Consider the following 23,028-nt stretch of genomic DNA (forward strand, 5'->3'; position numbering starts at 1 on the left):
GTTGGGGAAGTAGTACGTTGTGAATATGAATTTTATGGAAAAAGCGCCAAGAATAGATCTTAGCGCTTATTTAAGGGCAGGTAGCCTGCTACTGTGTTAAGTCGACAATTGCTTGTAAGCGAGATTAATCAGCAGCAACCGATGGATTTTTATAGGCGTCACGGTAGCGATCAACCCACATTGACGTTGCCCCGCAAATGGCCACAGGCATAACAATAAAATTCACTATCGGGATCATCGAAAATAATGTTACTGAAGCTCCAAAGCTGAAGCTGGTTCCCTTAGTATTGCGCAAAGCAAACTTCATATCATCAAATGGCACTTTATGGTTATCAAACGGGTAATCACAATATTGTATTGCCATCATCCATGCGGTAAACAAAAACCATAAAATAGGCGCGGCGGTTTGACCAATAACAGGTACCCAGAATAAGATTAAAAAAATCAGTGCGCGGGGTAAATAGTATTTCAACTTAAGCCATTCACGGCCCATTATGCGCGGTAAGTCTTTAATTAAATCTACCGCACCACCTGTATTGAGGTTTTTGCCTGTTAAATGCTGTTCAACTTTTTCAGCTAATAAGCCGTTAAAAGGTGCTGCTAGCCAGTTCATCACTGAGCTGAAGATAAACGACATCACCACAAGCATAGTTAATACCGCTAACGGCCACAAAAAGAAATTTAACCAAGAAAGATAGTCGGGGACTTCACCATTCAACCAGGTAAATAAGTCGCCTAACTTGCCCACTGCAAAATACATTACCGCAGCAAACAGCAACAAATTTATCATTAACGGGATAAACACGAATGTACGTAGTCCGGGTTGCTTAATAAGCGCAAAGCCTTCCAAAAAATAATTAACGCCACTTTTACGGTTAGAAGGGGATGTTACTGCCATTGATGACTCCTTGACGGTCTTATAAGTGTTTCTTAAGGCGAGTGTGACAATCGATGTGACATAAAACAAGCGATAAACGGCATCTGAAAGCAAAAAATCGTTACAAAATGCGCCTCAATTGCTACAGTGAGCGGCCTAGAAGCAACGTTAACCAAACCATACCGGCATAAATGCGATTAAAACAAATAAAACTTGCTGGATTTAAGTCGTTTGTAGACCCAACAAAAATCCCTTTTGATCATCCCTTGACCGCCATTATAGGTCCAAACGGCTGCGGAAAATCTAACGTAATTGACGCCGTACGTTGGGTATTGGGTGAAAGTAGCGCTAAAAACCTGCGCGGCGACTCAATGACAGACGTCATTTTTAATGGTTCCACCTCCAGAAAGCCTATTTCAGTTGCGGGTGTCGAGTTGATATTTGAAAATATTCAAGGTCGACTCGCTGGTCAATATGCTAGTTATCAAGAAATTTCTGTTAAGCGACAGGTTAACCGCGACAGTGAGTCATTCTACTTTCTTAATGGACAAAAGTGTCGCCGTAAAGATATTACCGATTTATTTATGGGCACAGGTCTTGGGCCGCGCAGTTATGCCATTATTGAACAAGGCACTATTTCACGCTTAATTGAATCTAAGCCGCAAGAGTTACGGGTGTTTATTGAAGAGGCCGCGGGAATTTCTCGTTATAAAGAACGTCGCCGTGAAACCGAGAATCGTATTCGCCATACCCGTGAAAATCTCGAGCGGTTAAACGATATTCGTCAAGAATTGGGTAATCAAATTGACCGTTTAGCCCAACAAGCGCAAGAAGCAAAACAGTATCGAGCGTTAAAGTCACAAGAACGTGAGTTACACACTAATTTATTAGCTGGGCGCTACCAAGATTTATCGATGCAGTCGGCAGAAATGCACAGCCAGTTAAATGAGCTTGAACGCCAACAAAGTGAATTTGCCGCGAGTCAGCAATCATCTGAAAATTTAGTGCTGCAATTACAACAACAAATTAATGACCTAACAGATACCGAACAAAAGCTGGTTGAACAATATTATCAAGCTGGAAATGAAGTCGCCAAGTTTGAGCAGCAATTAAAACATCAGCAGCTACAAGATTCGCAGCGCGAACAAGAGTTGTTACTTATTCAGCAGCGCCTTGATGACGCGATACTTAAGCAACAACAATATGAGCTAGAGTTAGCGGCAGGATTAAAGCAACAGTCAGCGTTAATGCCAACACTTGATGAAGCGAAAATTCAATTTGAGGTGTTAGATGAGCAAGTTCATCAGGTTGATGAAACTAGCGATGCACTAAGACGCCAGTTTAATGATGCCGCCAATGCGTTAAATCAAGTTAAAACAGAGCTTGCTGTTTATCAATCGCGTTATGATCATCAGCAACAATTGCTAAGTAAGCATGAGCAAACGATTCCTGTATTGCAGCAAAAACTGCAACAGTTAGCTAATGCCGATATTGCACAAGAGATTCTAGAACAGCAAACTAAATTAAGCCGTTTAAATAAGCAAACACTTGCTGAACAATCAGTTAAGCAGCAGCTTGATCTGCATTTAGTTGACGCTGAAAAAAATCTATTACAGGCACAAAATGGCTATCATCATATAAAAGATGCGCTTGCTAGTGCCAAGGCGCGACTGCAATTAATTAATGAGTGGTTAGATAACCAAGTTGGCGATGCCGACAGTCAGCAGTTATGGCAAGTGATTAAAGTTACCCCCTGGTTATGAAAAAGCCGTTGATGTATTGCTACAATCTGTGAGCAAGGCTACAGTGCTGACAGCAGAAAATATGGCTGCCGATACAAATAATATCAATGGATTTATGCTATTAGGTGATACTTTTTCACATATGGCATTAACCAGCCCAGTGAATCTTGCACCTTGGTTAGAGCAGGTTATTTTTGTTGACACGCTGGTCGAGGCCAAAGCGAGAATAGCCAGTTTATCAGCCTCATCGGTTATCGTATCAAAAGAAGGTTATTTAGTCGGTCACGGCTTTGTATTAGCGCAGTCTAGTCATCAGTCTGTTATGAGTTTAGTTGCCGAGCAACAAAGCTTAATTGAAAGTGTGGCAGCGCTTGAGGTACAAAGTACCGCCGCATTGCAGCAGCAAACCGCTCAAGTGACTCAATTGGCAGAGGTGAATGTTCAATTGGGACAGCACCAGCAAACCTTGCAACAACTGTTGGTAGCACAAACTCAAGCGCAGTCTAGGTATGAGGGATTAGTTGAACAGCAACATAATCGTCAAATTACCCTGCAGCAATTAGAGCAAGAATTACACTTGGCCAAGGATCATCAACAGCAACAATTGGTTGAGGCAGAAGCATTATCAATTAACGTTGAATCTTTAGAGGCACAAACTCATCAATGTCAGTTGCAGCTGGATAGCGCGCAACAAGCATTTGAGCAAGCCAGTGTGCAGTTACGCGACTTGAAAACTCAGCGTGCGGAGCTGGAAAGAAACAAGGCTAATACCAACCAAACCTTGCAGAAAATTAACACTCAAGTGGCAGTTAGTCGTCAGCAATTAACCCAGCAGGGTGAAAAAATAGATGAGTTATCAGAACGTTATGAGGTTATTGAACAGCATAGTCAGGTAAAGCAAACGTCACTAGAACAGGTAGCGCGGGATACTATTAAGTTACAGCTAGAGCAGCAGCTTGATATTCAGCAGCACAATCAGATTAAGCTTAATGATAACCGTCAACAGCAAGCTGATTTGCAACAAAGCTTAGATGCATCACTAATGATGCAAAAACAACAGCTTGTCACACTACAAAGCTTGACTCAAAAAATAAGCGCGTTAAAGTTACGTCGTGAGGGCATAAAAGGTCAAGCGGATGTGCAATTGCAGGTTTTGCAGGAAGAGCATATCAACCTACAAAGTGCGCTAGCCAATATTACTGATGATTTTGATATAAAAGCCTGTTCAAAAGCATTAGAAACAGTCCGTGACCAGATTAATGGATTAGGGGCGATCAATCTGGCGGCAATTGAAGAATATGATACCCAAAGTGAACGCAAACAATATTTAGACAGTCAAGATAGTGATTTAAATCAAGGTTTAATGACACTGGAAGATGCTATTCGTAAAATTGATAAAGAAACTCGAACACGATTTAAAGCGACTTTTGACTCGGTAAACAATGGCTTAATGCAATTGTTCCCTAAGGTTTTTGGGGGTGGTAAAGCATACCTGGCACTGACCGATGATGACTTACTCGAAACTGGCGTTACCATCATGGCGCAGCCTCCGGGCAAAAAGAATAGTACCATTCACTTACTTAGTGGTGGAGAAAAAGCGTTAACCGCTTTATCATTAGTATTTGCCATATTTAGATTGAATCCAGCACCATTTTGTATGCTGGATGAAGTAGATGCACCTTTGGACGACGCTAACGTAGAACGATTTTGTCGTTTACTGCAAGAGATGTCGCAAAGTGTGCAATTTGTATATATCAGCCACAATAAAATAACCATGGAAATGGCTGACCAACTCATTGGTGTCACTATGCATGAACCGGGTGTTTCACGTATAGTCGCGGTAGATATAGAAGCCGCAGTAGCGCTTGCTGACGCAATATAAATAGGAATCAAGTATACAATGGAAGATTTACAGCTAGTGTTGTTAGTTTTAGGTGCAATTGCAATTATTGCAGTTCTTGTGCACGGTTTTTGGTCGATTAGAAAACAGCAACCCAAGTCGATGAAAGAAAGCCCTATGGCAAACTTTTATAAAGAACAAGCTGATCGACGCGATTTAACGGGTTTTGATAATGACGGTATTGGCAGTGTTCGGGTGCGAAAATCAACAGAGGTTGACCCACCAGTGCTTAAATCTGCTTTTAATAAAACCAGTTCGGTATTTAAAGCCGCGCAGGACAAAGTAATTAAACCTGTTGAGATGGGCTTGTATAAAGCGGCTGAAAAAGCTCAACAACAAATATCAACGAGTCAGCAATCATCAATAGATAAAAAACAACAGCCATTAAATACGGCTAATAAAGATGTCGACAACAGAGAGCGTAACACTAAAGATCTCGAAGAAATAAAGCTGCCTACTTATGCCGAATCTAAAGAACAGTTGTTACAAAACAAACCCGATAAACAACCGGTGCAGCCAGCAGTTGCAGAAGCGGCTGTCGATGTTGTTGACACAAAACCTGAACAACCACTCGCAGATCCAACCGATGTATTAGTATTGCATCTTGTAGCTAAACCCGGTGAGCTATTACAAGGTGCTGAATTATTACCCGCGCTATTGTCATTGAATTTCAAATTTGGTGATATGGAAATATTCCACCGTCACATTGATAATGCCGGAACAGGTAAGGTACTGTTCTCGTTAGCTAACATGGTAAAACCTGGGGTGTTTGATCCTGATAATATGGAGCAATTTGTGACCGAAGGTGTGGTGCTGTTTATGACCTTACCTTGTTATGGTGACCCTAAAATGAACTTTACCATTATGCTTAATTCCGCCATGCAATTGGCCGAAGACTTAGACGCCGAATTGTTAGATGGTAAGCGTCAACCTTGGAATGACGCTGCTAAAGAAGATTATAAGCGCCGCATCGCAATCGCTTAATATCGAATTATTATTTGTTGTTTATTAGTATTATAAGGCCGCGAATGCGGCCTTATTTATTGTATTACGGATTAATATCATGCAAGAAATTCAAACTGAAATCGCCCAGTTATCTCAAGCCTTAAACCAACACAATATCCATTACTATGTTGATGATGCTCCAACCATACCTGATGCAGAATACGACCGTTTAATGCAGCGTTTGATTCAACTTGAGCGAGAATACCCACAGTTTAAATCTGCCGAATCTCCCAGCCAGCGAGTGGGTGGTTTAGCGTTAGCGAAGTTTGAACAAATTACTCATTTAAAACCAATGCTAAGTTTGGATAATGCCTTTGAACAATCAGATTTTGAAGCCTTTAACAAACGTATTACCGACAAGGTTGGGCGCCTAGAATACGTCTGTGAACCTAAGCTAGATGGTTTAGCTGTGTCTATTACCTATCGTCATGGGGTACTTGAACGCGCCGCAACTCGCGGTGATGGCTCAGTAGGCGAGGATATTACTGAAAATGTGCGCACCATAAAATCCATTCCATTAAAACTGCGCGGTGAAGGTTACCCTGAATTAGTTGAAGTACGCGGTGAAGTGTTTATGCCCAAAGCCGCCTTTGATGCGTTAAATCAACGTCAAATGGCGAAAGATGAAAAAGCCTTTGTAAACCCACGTAATGCCGCCGCGGGCAGTTTGCGCCAGCTTGACAGTAAAATAACAGCGTCCAGAGCGCTGGGGTTTTATGCTTACGCATTAGGTGTCGTGGAAGGCGAGTCACAACCCATGGCACAAAGCCATCATGGTCAGTTAATGCAACTTAAAATTTGGGGTTTGCCGGTTAGCGCTGAAGTTAAAGTGTGTGATGATTTAGCTAAAGTGTATGCCTATTACCAGGATATTTTGACCCGTAGAAGTGCGCTAGCGTATGAAATCGATGGCGTGGTCATTAAAGTTAATGCAATCCAACAACAACTTAATTTAGGATTTGTGGCTAAAGCACCACGTTGGGCCATAGCCTATAAATTCCCCGCTCAGGAAGAAATGACAGTACTTGAGGCGGTCGATTTTCAAGTGGGCCGTACAGGGGCAATTACTCCGGTTGCTCGCTTGCAACCTGTTTTTGTTGGTGGTGTTACCGTGTCTAATGCCACATTACACAATGCTGATGAAATAGCGCGCCTAGGGGTGAAAATTGGCGATACGGTTATTATTCGACGCGCAGGAGACGTGATCCCTAAAGTGGTCGCAGTGGTATTGGAACTGCGTCCTGACAGCGCCACAGACATTGTTTTCCCGTTATGCTGCCCAATATGTCAAAGCGATGTTGAACGTATTGAGGGTGAGGCTGTTACTCGTTGTACCGGAGGATTATTTTGTGAAGCACAACGCAAAGAAGCGATTAAGCATTTTGCCTCCCGTAAAGCATTAAATATTGATGGTATGGGTGATAAAGTTGTCGAGCAGCTGATTGATAAAGAACTGGTAAAAAGCCCAGCTGATCTATTTGGTTTATCGGCGTCAGCGATAACTATGCTTGACCGCATGGCAATGAAATCTGCCACTAAATTAGTCGCCGCCATTAAAGATGCTAAAACAACTACCTTAGCGCGTTTTTTATATAGCTTAGGTATTCGAGAAGTCGGTGAGGCAACCGCAGCAAACTTAGCGGCTCATTTTAAAACACTTGAGGCGATCCGTATGGCTTCAATTGAACAGCTTTTAGAGGTGGATGATGTTGGTCAAATTGTTGCCCAACATATTAGCCATTTCTTTGCCCAAGAGCATAATTTAGCAGTGGTCAGTAAACTGCTTGAAAGCGGGATTAACTGGCCGTCCATTGAGCAAACAGATGAAAGTGATTTAAGTTTAAAAGGTCAAACCTGGGTGTTAACTGGTACGTTAACCCAATTGAATCGCAACGATGCTAAAGCACAGTTACAGGCGTTGGGTGCCAAAGTTGCCGGTAGTGTGTCAAAAAATACTGATTGTTTAGTTGCTGGAGAAGCTGCGGGTTCTAAACTCGCTAAAGCACAAGAGTTAGGGATAAAAGTAATTGATGAAAATAGTTTAATTGCTATTTTACAGGCTTAATATGAATTATATAGCGGATTACTTTACTGATTTTTTTGGTAAAAAAGGTCATTTTGTAGTATGAACTTTAGCAACATTACCTGGCTAGATGATAAAGGCCATATAAAGCCCCCTTACTTTTTGTATATTATTTTGGTGTTTTTAGCCCGTGGTTGGTGCGTTTTTATTGCTTCTTTAACGCAGTTTAATGATCAGTCAGGCCTAGTAAGATTATTCTACCCACATAAACAAGATTTCATTTTGGCATTATGTGCAGGGTTAGGCGCGGTATTTTTGTATGGACTGATTATTGCTGAGCGAAAACGGCAATGGCAGAGGTTTATCCCTTGGTTTAAGCGTGGCAAAGCTATATTGTGGCTGTTAGTGATGCTTGATGCTGGCATGTTGATGCAACGATTATTACATGCTGATTTTCTATTTAGTTTGACCTATGCGCTTGATGCTTTATTTTTATTTTGGACCAGTATCTACCTGTTAAAATCGAAACGCTTACATCATTATTTTAACGACTGGCATATCATTGATGATCAAGAGGATGAACAAGATGGTAAAAAAGCAACTTAAACTCAATATTCATTCTATAGTGTAAGTATTCGAACTGTATTTTGCTCGATGGCTTTGACCATAATAATAATTCAGTATGGAAGGCACATTCATTGGCTAAACAAGAACCTATCCAAATACCCTTGTCTGAACTCATGTTAGGGCTGACTATTAAGCTGCCGTTACCGTGGACACAAAACCCTTTCTTTATTAATAAAATTAAGCTTGAACAACAAGCTCAAATCGAAATGATTAAAGAACTGGATATAGATTTTGTATACGTATTGGCCGGCCATGACTTGCTGCCCGCTGTTAGTGAAGTAGAAGAAGTACAAGAAAAAGTAGAAGAGGAGGTAGTTGAAGTTGATTATAAAGCGCTAGCCAAAAAGTCGATGCGTATTGGGCAAAAACGATTTATTAAAGCGATTAATGATAGCCATAATATATTTGGTCAAGTGGTCAGTGATCCTGAAGGCATGTACCGTGAATCAGCCACTTTAGTTGAAGATTTATTAGCACACTTGCTTGAAAGTGAAACTGTGTATTTGTCCTTGGTTGATCACGGCACAAAAGAAACCAGCCTGACTTCCCATGGTATTTCAATTGCCGTGCTGTCGATGGCGATTGCGCATTTAAATAACATGGATAAGTCAAAATTAAGGGATATTGCTTTAGGCAGTGTATTACATGATATAGGTAAGCTTAAAGTACCAGATGCTATTCGGCGCAAGCATGGTGATTTAACGCCTCACGAAGTTAACTTCATGAAAACCCACCCTAATTTAGGGTATGATCTAGTGAGTCGTTGTGGGCTATTTCCTGAAGCTGTGCTGGATATTATTTTACATCACCACGAGTTTATAGATGGATCAGGCTATCCAAATCATCTTACTGAGAAAAGCATTGCCGAAACTACGCAAATTGTTGCTTTGGCCAATGATTATCAAATGCTAATGCATCAGTACTATTCACCTCAGCTAGCGTTAGGCATATTGTTTAAGCAGCGCGCCGGTCAACATTCAGCACATTTAGTGTCACTATTGGTCAAAGTGTTGGGTATTTACCCCCTGGTACATTAGTTAAATTGTCTGATGATCAAGTCGCTAAGGTGATGATGACCACCCGTGAAGTTAAAAAGCCCCATGTTTGGTCGTGTAATATTAGTGGTGGCAATCCCAGCTTTCGTTTTTTAATTGACGGCGAAGTGGAAATTGTTGAAGTCATCAAAAAAGACAGTTTAAGTGATGGCGCGATAAAAACCTTACAAGCAGATAATCTTATTAATTTTTATTTTAATCACTTTTCCTACTAAGGTATTTTATGGCTTCAATTACCATCATTGGTTGTGGCTGGTTTGGCTTTCCATTGGCTCAATCACTTATAACGCAAGGGCACCAGGTTAAAGCGAATAAACGCAAACAATCAGATTTAATTGCCTTATCACAAGCTGGCATAGCGGCATATCAATTAGATCTTAGCGCTGAAATCGATTTAACGTCAACTAGCGAGTTACTTGATAGTGATATGCTTGTGGTTAATATTCCACCAGGTCTTAGGCGTGGTGAAACAGATTACATGGCCAATCTTAATGCGCTAAAGTCAGTTATAGGGGATAAACAATACCAACGAGTTATTTTTATCAGTACTTCAGGAGTTTACCCCAATGAAGATAACATGATGACTGAACAAGACGCCGCATCGCATAATTCAGTTAGTGATGTTTTGTTACAAGCTGAATCACTTTTTTCCTGTATGAGCAATGCTTGCATAGTGCGATTTTCAGGGCTGGTAGGACCCAAAAGACATCCAGGACGTTTTTTGGCTGGCAAAGATAATGTTAGTGGTGGCAATGCAGCGGTTAATTTGGTTCATCTTGATGATTGTGTCGCAGCAGTAAGCCTTATTCTTAATTCAGCTACAGTAGGTGCTGTTTATAATCTGTGCGCGCCAGACCATCCGACAAAGCACGCTTTTTATACTCAGGCTGCGCTTCATGCGGGAATGAGTGTACCAACATTTAATCAACAAATTGCACCAAGTAAAGTAATCGATGGTAACCTTATTTGTCAGCAGCTTGGCTTTACTTATCAGCAGCCGTATCTGTTAAAAATGCTTGATGCTTGCTAGGCCGCCATAGGGTATAATTTTCGTTTGATCTTATGAATTAGATAATCAAGGTGAAATCCCCATGGTAGATTTTCCATTATTACCTGGCGATGAGTTCGTTGAACTTTATAAAGTGCTCAAAGTACAAGGTTTAGTGAACGGCGGTGGTGAGGCAAAACATGTTATCACTGAAGGTCAAGTTACCGTTAATGGTGATGTTGACACCCGCAAACGTAAAAAATGTGTCGTTGATGATGTAATTTCATTCAACGGTCAAATGATTAAAATAGTGCCAACTGTTTAAGGAATATTCCATGCAATTCCCTGATGATGATAATGGACAAATGCTGGCTGCAATGGCTGAGTCTGGTATTGATCTAACCCTTGAGTTAGAAGTTGATTTCTTCCTTGTTTTTGAAGACAAACGTGATGCTGAATCAGCGCTTGAGGCGTTAAGCCAACAAGATGAAGAAGGTGAGTTAGAACTTAATTTTGATGAAGATACCAGTAAGTGGGAAGTCATTATCTGTACCAATATGGTGCCTGAGTATGATGCATTAGTGGCTAAAGAAATCCAATTAAATGACTTTGCTAAAGAGTTTGATGGCGTTTCAGATGGTTGGGGCGTAATGCAGCATCAAGATGGTGACGGTGATTTTGCCGATGACGATCATGTTCATGATGAGCATTGTCATCACTAAGACTGCATCCATATTTGTCAGTATAAGCGGTAGTTAGTTTAGATATAACTAACGATTAGAAACCACCTTAAATAGGTGGTTTTTTTATACCCGATGAAATGAACAAACTGCGACAGCACAAGGTTTTATTAATTGGTATGAGTCGCATTAAGCTTGTAAATAATGTGAACAATATCCATCGGAACTGTGTTTGCCTAATAGCCAATATCACTTGTTATTAAGGTTATTGTATTTTCTTGCCTTGATACTTTGTAATTCTGTTTTAAAGCGGGTTTAATACTGCCCTTCGTTAACATATTAATGAGTGATCTATGTTTGAATTAACCTTACAACTCGGGCTTATTCTTTTTGCCGTCGCAATGCTTGCTGGTTTTATTGATTCTATTGCCGGAGGCGGAGGGTTAATTACCATTCCAGCGTTAATGTGGGTGGGTTTACCTCCCGCAGCGGCACTCGGAACCAATAAGCTACAGGCCTGTGGTGGGAGTTTTTTTGCTAGCTTATATTTTATTCGTAAAGGTATGGTTGATCTAAAGGCCATCAAACTTTCATTAATATGCGCTTTTTTAGGCGCCGCAGCAGGCACCATTTTAGTTCAAATGATTGATGTTGAGGTGTTACAACTGGTACTGCCATTCTTAATTTTAGCCATTGGCTGTTATTTTTTATTCTCGAAAAAAATCGCCGAAGATGATCGTCATCAAGTGCTCACCCCAACTGTGTTTGCTTTTACGGCTGCGTTGAGCGTCGGTTTTTATGATGGTTTTTTTGGCCCAGGCACTGGAAGCTTTTTTGCACTGGCTTTTGTGTCATTAATGGGCTTTGGTTTAGCTAAAGCGACAGCACATGCGAAAGTACTGAATTTTTCAACCAATATTGCATCGTTAATATTTTTTGTCATTGGTGGGCAGGTTGTTGTGGTACTTGGCCTTATTATGTTGGTCGGCCAAGCTATAGGTGCCACCTTAGGTTCAAGGTTGGTGGTGACTAAAGGCGTGAAAATCATTAAACCCTTAGTTGTCGTTATGTCTTTTGCAATGAGTATAAAACTGCTGTGGTCGCAATATATGTAACTTCATATGTGATTTGTAACATCCGCATCCAGTACTTATTTCAATGAGTCGTATTGAAACCGAATTAGATTAAAGGTCATTATGCGCATTATTCATACTTCAGATTGGCATTTAGGCCAGCATTTTTTTGGCAAAAACCGTGCAGCAGAACATCAAGCTTTTATGACTTGGTTACTGGAGCAAATAGCACTACATCAAGTGGACGCCTTAATTATTGCCGGTGATATTTTTGATACTGGCACGCCGCCAAGTTATGCCCGAACCCTGTACAATCAATTTATTGTTCAGATGCAGCAATCTGGCTGTCAGTTGATTATTTTGGGGGGGAATCATGACTCTGTATCAATGCTTGGCGAGTCGAAAGAACTGCTCGCATGCCTCAATTCCTTAGTGATCCCAGGCGCATTATCTTCGCCTGAAGAACATGTTTTTGTGATTAACAATCGTCAAGGTCTGCCGGGCGCCATTATGTGTGGTTTGCCTTTTTTGCGTCCTAGAGAGTTAATTCAAAGCCAAGTAGATGAAAGCGCCAAAGATAAACAATTAAAACTTGGCAATGCCATCGCCCAATATTATCAAGCAAGCTTTGCGCAAGCACTGTGTTTGCAGGCGCAGCATAAAGAGGCGACAAATGAAAATTTACCGATTATCGCCACCGGCCATCTTACTACTGTTGGTGCCAGTACGTCTGAATCGGTGCGGGAGATTTATATCGGCAGTTTAGATGCTTTTAATGCCAATTTATTTCCCCCTGCGGACTACATAGCACTGGGCCATATTCATCGCTCGCAAAAAGTGGCTAAAACAGAGCACATTCGTTATTCAGGCTCGCCATTAGCATTGAGCTTTGACGAGTTAACTAAAGATAATCTAGCCAATAAAAGTGTGTTTTTAGTCCAGTTTCAAGCTCAATCCCCGCTACAGGTTGATGCACTTCATATTCCTATGTTCCAGCCTATGCAGTTTATCCGTGGCAATCTTGCTCACATTCAACAACAAATAGCCTCATTTAGTGACAGTGATGGCGATAACGTTTCTAGCGATTCTGATGTTTCAGGGCCATTAAAACAAACTTGGCTAAGTATCGAAGTCACCGAGCAAGATTACTTGTCTGACTTACAGTCAAGAATTGTTGATATGACTCAACATAAAGCCGTTGAAGTGCTGCAACTTAAACGTGCTCGCGCTAACCGTAAAGCAGCGATGCAAATTAGTCAAAATGAAACCCTGTCAGAATTATCTGTAAAAGAGGTATTTCAACGTCGGTTAATGCAGGAGCAGTTTGACGATCAAGCCGCGAAACAGCGAATTATTAAAAAGTTTGATCAGATACACCAAATGGTTGAGTTAGCCCAGCAAGGGGAAAATCAATAATGAAAATTTTAACGTTGCGATTTAAGAACATCAATTCACTTAAAAATGAGTGGAAGATTGATTTTACCGCCAGCCCATTTGCTGAAAACGGTTTATTTGCCATTATTGGCCCAACGGGGTCGGGAAAAACCACCATTTTAGATGCTATTTGTTTAGCGCTGTATCATCGAACTCCGCGCTTGGCGGTGATCTCAAAGTCAACCAATGAGCTGATGACTCGCGGCACCAGTGAATGTTTAGCTGAAGTTGAATTTGAGGTAAAAGGTGTGGGCTATCGGGCTTTTTGGAGCCAGCGCCGTGCTCGAGATAATGTCGATGGTAATTTACAAGATGCTCAGGTCGAGTTAGCCAAAATAGCTGACGGTAAAATAATTGCCAGTCAAATAAAATTAAAATCAGATGCTATTGAAAAAATCACCGGTTTAGATTTTGCTCGTTTCACTAAATCTATGATGTTATCTCAGGGCGAGTTTGCGGCATTTTTAAACGCCGATGCTAACGTTAGGGCTGAGTTACTTGAAGAGTTAACAGGAACCGAAATTTATGGCCAGATATCTGAGCGAGTGCATCAGGAGTTTAGCCAATCTAAGCAGCAATTACAGTTGCTTGAAGGTCAAATTAACCATGTTCAGGTATTAAGTGACGAACAAGTTGTTGAAAATGAAGCATTACAGCATGCATTAACCAGCGAGTTGACGGTATTGCATGGGAAAATTGAACATAAAAATGTGTTTTTGCAGTGGCATAAACAACTGACGCAATCCACCCAACACCATTTAGTCTGTCAACAAGCATTTGAGCAAGCAAAACAAGCAATTAATGAGCAACAAAGTGCATTGCAAAAACTAGCCAATAGTGAGCCTGCACAGCAGCTTAAACCGATATTTGAACAACAAGCTCAATTGGCTAAAAAACTGACTGATTTAACCGTGCAAATTGACAGTATTGGTCAGCAGTTGCAACAATCAAGTATTAAAGTTGCCCAGAATGAACAGGCTTATAGGGGTCAACAAATAGCAGTCGATGCGGTTAAAACCTTACACAAACAATTGTTGCTATTAATTGACCAGCAAATAATACCGTTAGATCATGATATTAAAGTGCTAAAACAGCAGATTGAGCGTGAACAGCAAATAATCGTCAAACAACAGCAGGATAGCCAGGCTGTTAGTAAATGCCTTGCCGATAGTCAAAACGGCATCGCGAACATTAATCAGAAACAGCATCATTTAACCGCTCTAGTGAGTCAGTTCCACCAGGGACAGGTTATAGGCCAACATATAGCATCCTGGAAAACCCAACATCAGCAATGGTTGTCTCAAGCTAAAAATCAACAGGAATATCGCGCCGAGATTGATGTACATAGTCACGCATCGGCTATGCTGCAACAGAAAATAGAGAAAGTACAAAAAACTCTTGCTGCCAATAGTGAACAAGTTGCCCTTTTGAATGGCGAACAACAAAACCTACGAGCTCGTATAAGCCAGTTGTTAGCGGGTAGAGCCGAAAGCGACTTGCAAAATGAATATCAACAGGTATTAGAACAGCAAAGTTTACGTGAGAAACTGGCACAACTTGTCCATGACTATGTCCAGGGGCGTCAAGCTTTAACTGATGGGCAGCAGGCTATTCATCAGCGCCAACTTGAAATAGCCGAAAAAGACAAGATGCTTACCCAAATACGGGGGCAGTGGAGCGATAAAAACCTGCAACTAAAAGATGTGCAGCAACTGCTCAAGCAAGAGTTACGCATTGCGGATTTAACCAGTGAACGGGCAAAACTGATTGAGGGGGAGCCATGTGCATTATGTGGCTCCACCGAGCACCCTTTAGTTTCCTCATATCAAGCGTTGGACTTATCGCACACAGAGCGTCGAGAAGCTGCACTGCTTGAAGAACTTGAACAATTAAAAAGGCAAGGTGAGCAGTACAAACAAGCGCTGGCTGAGTTGACTTATATGCAACAAAACCAACAAACCGCAGTGCAAGAGTGGCAAGGGAAACTGCAGCAATACCAGCAGCAAGCAATTGATTACTGTCAGGCGCTAGGCGTGAGTTTTGATTTGAATGATACTCAAAGCCAGCAAGCTATTGCTGATTATATTACTACTGTGGATGAACATAAAAAGCAGCTGTCAGATGTGATATTACAGCTTAAAACACTTAACGACTCAACCCGCCAATTGAATGAGCACCAAGCTCAACTGGAACAGATACAACACGCTGAAAATAGTCAGTTACAGTTGGCACAGCTTGAGCTGAAAACAGCTTTACAGTTAATCGATAAGCACACTCATCAAATTAACTTAATTGAGTTGAGCTTAAGCGAGACAAAACAGCAGTTAACCCAGCACATCAGCCAGTGTGATTTAACCTTGCCTGATTGGGCAGATGTTGCTTCATGGTTACACTCACTTGAGGCCGATATCTATCAATGGCTAGAGGCTCATAAAATGCTGGAGAACAACCGCCAGCAATTGGCATTATTGGCACAGGAGTCACAGCAATATCAGCAACAAGTCACTCAAATGACTGAGCAGATTACGCTTGCTCAAGTGGCCTTAAGTCAAACCCAAGATGATTTACAATTAAAGCTGCAGCAAAGAGCCGATTTATTTGCCGATAAGCAAGTCGATGAAGTCAAGCACCAAAGCGAGCATGATCTGATGCAGCAAGAAAGCAATTTGCAGGAAAAGTTTATTCAACTGCAAGATAGCAAGACTCAAACACACACCTTGGCAACTCAAAAGCAGGGATTAAGCCGTCAGTTTGAGTTAGAGAGTCAAGATCACCAACAGCTTGCTGAGCGTTGGCGGCAGGCATTAATGGCCAGTCCATTTGAAAATGAAGATGCTTATCATCAGGCATTGTTAGCACCAGAGGAACATCAAAGATTAACACTATTAAAACGCCAGCTTGATAATCAATTACAAGAGTCGCAGGTGTTGTTCACTCAAGCCGCTAAAAATATGCATGACTTACACCAGCTAGGCGTGTCGGATGGTTTTGATGTGTTGCAAATAGATGAGGTCACTTTAGAGCAGCAAACGCTACTAGAACGGCAGCACCTTCAGCAACAAGCATTATGGCAGAGCCAGCATGCCTTAAAACAAGATCTTGAGTTAAAAGCTCAACAGCAAACCTTGCTAAATCAATTTATGCTTGCCAAGCAAGATTATGATGACATTGCCTATTTACATTCATTGATTGGCTCGCAAAAGGGCGATAAATTCCGCCGTTTTGCGCAAGGTTTAACACTCGACCATTTGGTCGCCTTGGCCAATAGACAATTAGATAGATTACATGGTCGTTATCAACTTGAACGTAAAGATAGCGAAGCATTAGAATTGCAAGTACTCGATACATGGCAAGGCGATGCCATTAGAGATACGCGAACCTTGTCAGGGGGCGAAAGTTTCTTAGTCAGTTTGGCCTTAGCACTGGCGTTGTCCGATTTAGTTAGCCATAAAACCAGCATTGACTCGTTATTTCTTGATGAAGGATTTGGTACTTTAGACAGTCAAACATTAGATATTGCGTTAGATGCGTTAGATAACTTAAATGCATCAGGCAAAATGATCGGTGTGATTAGTCATATAGAAGCGATGAAAGAACGCATAGCGGTACAAATTAAAGTCAATAAAATGAATGGACTTGGTGTAAGTAAACTACAAAGTCAGTTTGCAATAGCTTGAAACAATTCAGAGCTTGATCTGACTCAAGCTCCTACTAAGAGTGTAATCTAGCGCAAAAAATATATTAAATCTGCTCAATATATATTTGTAATATGACAAATATTTGATATAACAGTGCACACGAAATTTATCCTTGCTTGAAAATGCAGCACTTGATGCAAGTAAGTGAAAAGTGTTTAAATCATTATTATTTATTTAACACATTGATAACACGCGATTAAAATTTACGATAAAAGTAAAAATATTAATAACGACAAATAATAACTAAAAACTTTTGGGTGGATTAAAAATTGCTAACGAGTAAATTTATGGGCTTCGAAAAGCCATCAGCAAGTTTATCAAACTTGCCAAACTTGCATAAGAGAGTGTTACTGGCGAGTGTTTTTATTGTAGGAGCGGCTTTATTATGGCCAACACAGCAAGAATTTTCATCTCAACGAATTCCTGTCACATTAGATCTTGAAGCACTTATTCCACATATTAACCAACCTATGAGATCAGGTAAGGTTTTTGAAGAACCGACTCCAATTCTTGAACATGTGATTACTAATGGCGATACCTTAAGTAAATTGTTTGAGATGGCAGGTATTGACCAAAAAACCATGTACAAAGTACTTGAGGCTGATTTAGACGTATTAGCATTAGATACTTTAATGCCGGGTAACCGTATCCAATTTTGGGATGATGGCCAAGGTAATCTAGCCAAGATGGAGTTGTACTTTAATCCTGCTCATCAAGTCGTTTTCAGCCGTTACGAAGATGGTACATACGAAGTCAAAGACATCAATCTTGAAGGGATTTGGCAAAATAGAATTGTCGGTGGTGAAATTAATGGCTCGTTTTATGTGTCGGCCAAAGCGGCTGGCTTAAGTGCTGCTGAAATTGCTAAAGTAGAGAATTTATTAAAAAGTAAATTAAACTTTTCGCGTGAATTACGTGCAGGAGATAGATTTTCAGTATTAATGAATGATCAATTTATTGCAGGGGAAACCACTGGTAATAGCAATCTAGAAGGCATACAAATTCATACCGGTCGTCGTGATATTACCGCGTTTCAACATTTAGATGGTAATTATTATGACGAAAAAGGCCAAAGTTTAGCGCCGGCCTTTCAGCGTGTTCCGTTGAGCAAAAATTACCGTATGACCTCACGCTTCAACCCTACACGTAAGCATCCTATTACCGGTCGAGTGCGACCACATAATGGTACAGACTATGCGACACCAGTTGGTACGCCTGTACTTGCACCAGGTGAAGGTGTTGTTACTTTAGTGGCTAATCATGCGTTTGCAGGCAAATATATCGTTATAGAACATGACAACAAAGTGCGCACTCGATATTTACATCTATCGGCTTTCAAGGTTAAAAAAGGCCAACGAGTTAAGCGAGGTCAGGTCATTGCCTTGTCAGGTAACACTGGGGCATCTACAGGGCCACATTTACACTATGAATTTCATGTGAAAGGTCGTCCAGTTGACTCGATGAAAGCTAATATTGCAGAAGCAAAAGTATTACCGAAGAAAGATTTATCTGAGTTTCAGTCAATTGTTCGCAGTCGTAAAATGATGATGGAACTCGGTTAACTTACTTAAGATCAAGTCAGCCTTACTTAATTAAAAACTGCAGCCAAATGGCTGCAGTTTTGTTTTACATAACCAATCATCATGACGTCATATCTCATTTACGTGATAAGGAAAACGGATGAATCTCAATCAAGTGACCTTACCCGTTATTAATATGCAAGATGCTGTCAGTTTTTACCAAACCTTGGGGTTTAGACTGATTGTTGATACACCTCATTACGCTCGCTTTTCATGTCCGATGGGAGAGAGCACATTTTCATTGTCACTTGAATCAGAATCCGGTATGAAAGGCGTGGTGATTTACTTTGAACATCCTCAACTTGATACCTGGGTAGATGAACTTGTGGTTAAAGGAATCGTTTTTGCTCAAATGCCCACCGATGAGCGATACCTATGGCGGGAGGCGATAGTATTTGATCCTAGTGGTAATAAAATAAAACTTTATTGGGCTGGTGACAGTCGTTTAAATCCTCCCTGGAAAGTGAGTGATTGAGATGAACCTGCTACTTAAGTGATAGCGGTTGTTTTACTTATTGCCAATCTCTAAAATGTTGCGCAGATAATTATTTAACTGTCCGTTTACCAATGTTTGGATAGTATTCTTTAAAGGAACGTTTGAATATGACCCGCTTTTTCAAACAAAAACTCACATTGAGTATGTTAGTTTTTGCTTTATGCCCTGGTTTAATTCGCTCTGCCGCTTTTGCACAAGGTCAATCTGAATCACCCCCTGGAACTGAATTTACCCCCATGCAGGTAAATGTGCCTGTTGGTGATAAATATGATTGGTTGCAGTTAAGTAGTAATGAATTACTTAAGGGGAAAATTAAAAACCTCTATGGTAATAAGCTAGAGTTTAAAAGTTCTCAGCTTAATACGCTCGTTGTAGACTGGGAGGATGTTATTGTATTACAAAGCCGTGGCGCGGTAAGTATTGGTTTTACAAATTTAACCACTCGCACAGGGCGTTTGCTGATCCAAAACGGTAAAGGTTATCTTGATGGCATAGCATTTAATGTTAATGACATTATGACGATTATTGCCGGTGAACAACATGAAGCTAATTACTGGTCGAGTACTGTGTCGTTGGGAGCTAACCTGCGGTCAGGCAATAATGAACAAATTGATTATTCAGCCAAAGCAAGAATGAGCCGCAGAACCACAGAGTCACGTTTTAGAACCGATTACCTGGGGAATTACAGTAAATCTGCTGGTGAAAATACTACTAATAATCACCGTGCAACCAGTTATTTCGATTGGTTTTTATCGAACCAGTTTTTCTTAAGACCTGTGTTTATTGAATATTACACCGATCCCTTTATGAATATTTCATCGCGTATCACTGTTGGTTCGGGTGTGGGTTATAGCATTATTGATACGGCTAAAACAGAGTGGAACATCAGTGGTGGTCCAGCTTATACCATTACCCACTTTGAACAGGTTGAATTAGGTGAGGATGATAATGAAAGTAGCGCCGCTTTGGTTGTTGACAGCACTTTTACCACAGAGCTAAGCGATTCAATTGATTTTAATGCGGATTATCGAATGCAGTTGGGTAACCAAAGCTCTGGTGGTTATACCCACCATACTGTTGCGGGTATTGTAGTTGAGTTAACCGATATATTTGATCTTGATCTGTCATTAGTTTGGGATAGAACCAATAGCCCTAAAGCCGAAACTGATGGTCAGACTCCTGAAAAAGATGACTTTCAGCTCATTATCGGCTTTGGTGTAGACATTTAAGGTTTGTACAGGTTACCGCTGATAACGCCTTAGTCGTAGGGCGTTTGTCCCACTTCTTCGGCAACCAGCCACACACGCATATCAAACTCTAGCTGATGATAATCAGCTAGCATAAAAGTACATAACTGATAAAAGGCTTTGTTATGTTCTTTTTCGCGTAAATGGGCCAATTCATGAACCACAACCATCTGCAATAATTCAAATGGCGTGTGTTTTAAGCGAGATGAAATACGAATTTCATTTTTTGCTTTCACCTTATGTCCTTGGCGACGATTAACGTAAGAATGAAGTCCAAGTGCATGATGACTTAGGTTAATTTTCTCGTCAAAAATGACTTTCGATAGGGGATCTGACTGGCGCATATGGGTATTTTTCAACGCTATTGCCATGTCATATAATGCTTTGTCGGTACGAATATCGTGCTTTTTAGGGTAGCGACTTAAAAAATGCTCACCGAGTTTATTGTCCTCAACTAATTCAGCAATTTGGCTGATAATGTGAGGGTCATAACCAGATAAATAACGCAGTGGACTACGCTCACTGTGTTGCAGTTTAATGTCAACGCTGGTAATAAGTGTGCTGGTGTCTATTTTAGGCTTTAATGCTTGGCTGGTAGACTTTAATGGCATTTTAGGTGGCGCGGTAGGTTTTTTTGATTTAGAGGTTGTCATAAGTGTTGTTAAGCGCTGCTATAGCGTTATCTCCATTAAGTGTGATGACAGATAACGCTAAAAGCTCAGCTCTAAAGGGTTAACTCTGAATTAAATTTTACCAAATATTAATCGGTTATGGTGTACATAAGCGACATCAAAGGCATTTAGCTGTACCCGTTTTAAGTCTAAAGAATCAAAGTCAACTTGAGGAGGATTACGCTTTAGCTGCTCTTTTACCGTCAGAGGTGAAATCATGACCACAGGCAGGTCGGTAATTTGAATAGCCGCTTCTAATTTAAAGCTGGTCGCACTGCCGGCAAACTTACCTTTTTGTTCACGTTCAATAATCGCGATTTGGTCAATTTTGTAGTCTTCCATTAGCTTATGGAAAGCAAAATGAAACTCACGCAGCGACTCTGTCGATGCTGAGTCTGATACAGCAAATGACACTTTACGACAACTTGGCACATTGAAGGTTTCACCTTCATAGCTAAGTAAACTGATAATGGCTTCGCCACCTTTTAATTCTACACCACAAACTTTCATGTTTATCCTTTCCGTATTTCAATGAGTGACCGCATGATATTTTAACCGGCGAGTCACTTAATAATTAGTCTTCACTGTCACTGATTTTCTGCTCAATAATCACAATGGGTTTCGCTTTGCGACGCATAGGCGCATCGCCAATATCGATACCGGTAATAAATGTTTTATCACGCTTAGGTGCCGCTTTGGGTTTTTGCTTAGCTTTAGCCTTAGCTGCGGCTTTGGCTTCAGGTTTATTCTTGGCCGTTTTAGTTTCAGCTTGCTGACTCAAGCCTGAAAACTTGGCTGGTAAACCATCAATCGTTTCAAAGTCAAAATTTTTGCGTAAAAAAGACTGCACTTGTAAAAAGCTTTGCCAATCTTTTGGACCCACTAGTGAAACTGCAATACCTTTGGCGCCAGCACGGCCGGTACGACCAATGCGGTGGACATATTCTTCAGCAAATTTTGGCATGTCAAAGTTAATAACTAATGACACGTTAACTAAATCTAGCCCTCGAGAGGCCACATCCGTGGTAATAAGAATTTGCTGCTGACCACGGCTAAATTGATCCATAATTTGGTTGCGCGCATTTTGTTTTAGTTCACCGCTTAATGCCGCGGTAGAAAATCCCTGTTCAGCTAATAGTGTGGCTAAACGGTCAGTGTCTGAGCGAGTCGCGGTAAATACAATAGTTTGTTTATGTTCTGGTTGCTTGAGCAAGTGGCTTAACAATGCTTGTTTATGATCTAAATGATCTGCAAACAGCATTTTTTGTTCGATGTCTTTGTGTTCAGCATAACTGGTGCCAATAGCCACATGGCTTGGATTCTTCAATAATGTGGCTGCTATATCGTTAATGCTTTGATGATCTAAAGTGGCTGAAAACATCAAGGTTTGGCGACGTTTATGATCCGCTGCTTCATTAATGGCTTTCAGTTGTGGCGCAAAACCTAAGTCCAACATGCGGTCAGCTTCATCAAGAACAAGTAATTCAAGACCATTTAAAAATAAGTGACGTTGCTGAAGATGATCAACAATTCGACCTGGTGTTGCCACAATAAAGTGTGGGTCACGGGACAAGCCTTTGGCCTGATCATTAAAGTTTTCACCGCCCAAAATACTGATTGCTTTGTATTGGGTATTGGCAACCAGTAACCTAAGTTGGCCATATACTTGCTGAGCAAGCTCACGAGTCGGCAATAAAATCAGCACGCGAGGATCTTTCTTTGACAGCGCTCTGCTGGAAATAATTCGCTGCATCGCAGGCAGTAAAAACGCTAAGGTTTTCCCTGAGCCAGTTTTCGATGATGCCATCAAATCTTTACCCGCTAGGGCAATAGGTAAGGCTTGTTCTTGGATCTCGGTTGGGTCAGTAATACCCATATGCTTCAAACTATCTAACAAGCGTTTATCAAGCGAAAAATCAGAAAACTGCAAAG

At 40.9% G+C, this 23,028-nt stretch carries 17 protein-coding genes and 2 pseudogenes; 15 read left to right on the top strand and 4 right to left on the bottom strand.

What is annotated here, in order from left to right; all coding sequences use genetic code 11:
• Positions 1–124: 124 nt before the first annotated feature.
• Positions 125–898: a sulfate transporter CysZ gene (gene cysZ / locus L0B17_RS09015; RefSeq protein ID WP_235089459.1), complete on the bottom strand. Its 774-nt coding sequence runs from the start codon at positions 896–898 to the stop codon at positions 125–127.
• Between the two features lie 170 nt (positions 899–1,068).
• Here cysZ and L0B17_RS18200 point away from each other — a divergent pair.
• The 15 genes and pseudogenes from L0B17_RS18200 to L0B17_RS09085 all read left to right on the top strand — a co-directional run.
• Positions 1,069–2,217: pseudogene (locus L0B17_RS18200) on the top strand (chromosome segregation SMC family protein); the annotation flags it as partial.
• Positions 2,218–2,941: 724 nt separating this feature from the next.
• Positions 2,942–4,501, top strand: coding sequence for a chromosome segregation SMC family protein (locus L0B17_RS18205; RefSeq protein ID WP_443019946.1), 1,560 nt, complete (start codon positions 2,942–2,944; stop codon positions 4,499–4,501).
• An 18-nt stretch (positions 4,502–4,519) separates the two neighbouring features.
• Positions 4,520–5,503: a cell division protein ZipA gene (gene zipA / locus L0B17_RS09025; RefSeq protein ID WP_235089463.1), complete on the top strand. Its 984-nt coding sequence runs from the start codon at positions 4,520–4,522 to the stop codon at positions 5,501–5,503.
• A 79-nt stretch (positions 5,504–5,582) separates the two neighbouring features.
• Positions 5,583–7,589 (top strand): NAD-dependent DNA ligase LigA, encoded by a 2,007-nt coding sequence (ligA, locus tag L0B17_RS09030; RefSeq protein WP_235089464.1) that lies wholly within the window; start codon positions 5,583–5,585, stop codon positions 7,587–7,589.
• A gap of 60 nt (positions 7,590–7,649) precedes the next feature.
• The gene (locus tag L0B17_RS09035; RefSeq protein WP_235084221.1) at positions 7,650–8,153 is read left to right on the top strand and encodes a DUF2919 domain-containing protein; all 504 of its coding nucleotides are present in this window, start codon (positions 7,650–7,652) and stop codon (positions 8,151–8,153) included.
• Between the two features lie 92 nt (positions 8,154–8,245).
• Positions 8,246–9,444, top strand: a pseudogene (locus L0B17_RS09040) (HD-GYP domain-containing protein).
• 8 nt (positions 9,445–9,452) lie between these two features.
• Entirely contained in the window at positions 9,453–10,259 is an 807-nt protein-coding gene (locus L0B17_RS09045) for an SDR family oxidoreductase (protein WP_235084222.1), read from the top strand.
• A gap of 61 nt (positions 10,260–10,320) precedes the next feature.
• Positions 10,321–10,542, top strand: coding sequence for an RNA-binding S4 domain-containing protein (locus tag L0B17_RS09050; protein ID WP_226414945.1), 222 nt, complete (start codon positions 10,321–10,323; stop codon positions 10,540–10,542).
• Between the two features lie 10 nt (positions 10,543–10,552).
• Positions 10,553–10,939: a ribonuclease E inhibitor RraB gene (locus tag L0B17_RS09055; RefSeq protein WP_235084224.1), complete on the top strand. Its 387-nt coding sequence runs from the start codon at positions 10,553–10,555 to the stop codon at positions 10,937–10,939.
• 311 nt (positions 10,940–11,250) lie between these two features.
• Positions 11,251–12,012, top strand: a complete 762-nt coding sequence (locus L0B17_RS09060; protein ID WP_235084229.1) for a TSUP family transporter — start codon at positions 11,251–11,253, stop codon at positions 12,010–12,012.
• An 81-nt stretch (positions 12,013–12,093) separates the two neighbouring features.
• The gene (gene sbcD / locus L0B17_RS09065) at positions 12,094–13,386 is read left to right on the top strand and encodes an exonuclease subunit SbcD (protein WP_235084231.1); all 1,293 of its coding nucleotides are present in this window, start codon (positions 12,094–12,096) and stop codon (positions 13,384–13,386) included.
• Positions 13,386–17,081 (top strand): AAA family ATPase, encoded by a 3,696-nt coding sequence (locus L0B17_RS09070; protein ID WP_235084234.1) that lies wholly within the window; start codon positions 13,386–13,388, stop codon positions 17,079–17,081. The genes sbcD and L0B17_RS09070 overlap by 1 nt, the downstream gene beginning before the upstream one ends.
• 308 nt (positions 17,082–17,389) lie before the next feature.
• Positions 17,390–18,664, top strand: a complete 1,275-nt coding sequence (locus tag L0B17_RS09075) for a peptidoglycan DD-metalloendopeptidase family protein (protein WP_235084237.1) — start codon at positions 17,390–17,392, stop codon at positions 18,662–18,664.
• A 118-nt stretch (positions 18,665–18,782) separates the two neighbouring features.
• Positions 18,783–19,157: a VOC family protein gene (locus tag L0B17_RS09080; protein WP_235084239.1), complete on the top strand. Its 375-nt coding sequence runs from the start codon at positions 18,783–18,785 to the stop codon at positions 19,155–19,157.
• A 128-nt stretch (positions 19,158–19,285) separates the two neighbouring features.
• Positions 19,286–20,407 carry a DUF481 domain-containing protein gene (locus tag L0B17_RS09085; protein ID WP_235084241.1) on the top strand — a complete coding sequence of 374 codons (1,122 nt, stop codon included), beginning with the start codon at positions 19,286–19,288 and terminating at the stop codon, positions 20,405–20,407.
• A gap of 29 nt (positions 20,408–20,436) precedes the next feature.
• Here the strand turns inward: L0B17_RS09085 and L0B17_RS09090 are convergent, their stop codons facing one another.
• From L0B17_RS09090 to L0B17_RS09100, 3 genes are all read right to left on the bottom strand, one after another.
• Positions 20,437–21,036 (bottom strand): YgjP-like metallopeptidase domain-containing protein, encoded by a 600-nt coding sequence (locus L0B17_RS09090; protein WP_235089702.1) that lies wholly within the window; start codon positions 21,034–21,036, stop codon positions 20,437–20,439.
• Between the two features lie 132 nt (positions 21,037–21,168).
• Positions 21,169–21,606: a DUF3010 family protein gene (locus tag L0B17_RS09095; protein ID WP_235084242.1), complete on the bottom strand. Its 438-nt coding sequence runs from the start codon at positions 21,604–21,606 to the stop codon at positions 21,169–21,171.
• 64 nt (positions 21,607–21,670) lie between these two features.
• The gene (locus L0B17_RS09100) at positions 21,671–23,026 is read right to left on the bottom strand and encodes a DEAD/DEAH box helicase (RefSeq protein ID WP_235084243.1); all 1,356 of its coding nucleotides are present in this window, start codon (positions 23,024–23,026) and stop codon (positions 21,671–21,673) included.
• Positions 23,027–23,028: the final 2 nt, after the last annotated feature.

The organism is Shewanella sp. OMA3-2, from assembly GCF_021513195.1.
GTDB lineage: Bacteria > Pseudomonadota > Gammaproteobacteria > Enterobacterales > Shewanellaceae > Shewanella.

Coding starts and splice junctions, on each gene's coding strand:
- L0B17_RS09075 (WP_235084237.1), top strand. CDS start 17,390: ATGGGCTTCGAAAAGCCATCAGCAAGTTTATCAAACTTGCCAAACTTG.
- ligA (WP_235089464.1), top strand. CDS start 5,583: ATGCAAGAAATTCAAACTGAAATCGCCCAGTTATCTCAAGCCTTAAAC.
- cysZ (WP_235089459.1), bottom strand. CDS start 898: ATGGCAGTAACATCCCCTTCTAACCGTAAAAGTGGCGTTAATTATTTT.
- L0B17_RS09035 (WP_235084221.1), top strand. CDS start 7,650: ATGAACTTTAGCAACATTACCTGGCTAGATGATAAAGGCCATATAAAG.
- L0B17_RS09095 (WP_235084242.1), bottom strand. CDS start 21,606: ATGAAAGTTTGTGGTGTAGAATTAAAAGGTGGCGAAGCCATTATCAGT.
- L0B17_RS09090 (WP_235089702.1), bottom strand. CDS start 21,036: ATGCCATTAAAGTCTACCAGCCAAGCATTAAAGCCTAAAATAGACACC.
- sbcD (WP_235084231.1), top strand. CDS start 12,094: ATGCGCATTATTCATACTTCAGATTGGCATTTAGGCCAGCATTTTTTT.
- L0B17_RS09060 (WP_235084229.1), top strand. CDS start 11,251: ATGTTTGAATTAACCTTACAACTCGGGCTTATTCTTTTTGCCGTCGCA.
- L0B17_RS09085 (WP_235084241.1), top strand. CDS start 19,286: ATGACCCGCTTTTTCAAACAAAAACTCACATTGAGTATGTTAGTTTTT.
- L0B17_RS18205 (WP_443019946.1), top strand. CDS start 2,942: ATGAGTTTAGTTGCCGAGCAACAAAGCTTAATTGAAAGTGTGGCAGCG.
- L0B17_RS09070 (WP_235084234.1), top strand. CDS start 13,386: ATGAAAATTTTAACGTTGCGATTTAAGAACATCAATTCACTTAAAAAT.
- zipA (WP_235089463.1), top strand. CDS start 4,520: ATGGAAGATTTACAGCTAGTGTTGTTAGTTTTAGGTGCAATTGCAATT.
- L0B17_RS09055 (WP_235084224.1), top strand. CDS start 10,553: ATGCAATTCCCTGATGATGATAATGGACAAATGCTGGCTGCAATGGCT.
- L0B17_RS09080 (WP_235084239.1), top strand. CDS start 18,783: ATGAATCTCAATCAAGTGACCTTACCCGTTATTAATATGCAAGATGCT.
- L0B17_RS09045 (WP_235084222.1), top strand. CDS start 9,453: ATGGCTTCAATTACCATCATTGGTTGTGGCTGGTTTGGCTTTCCATTG.
- L0B17_RS09050 (WP_226414945.1), top strand. CDS start 10,321: ATGGTAGATTTTCCATTATTACCTGGCGATGAGTTCGTTGAACTTTAT.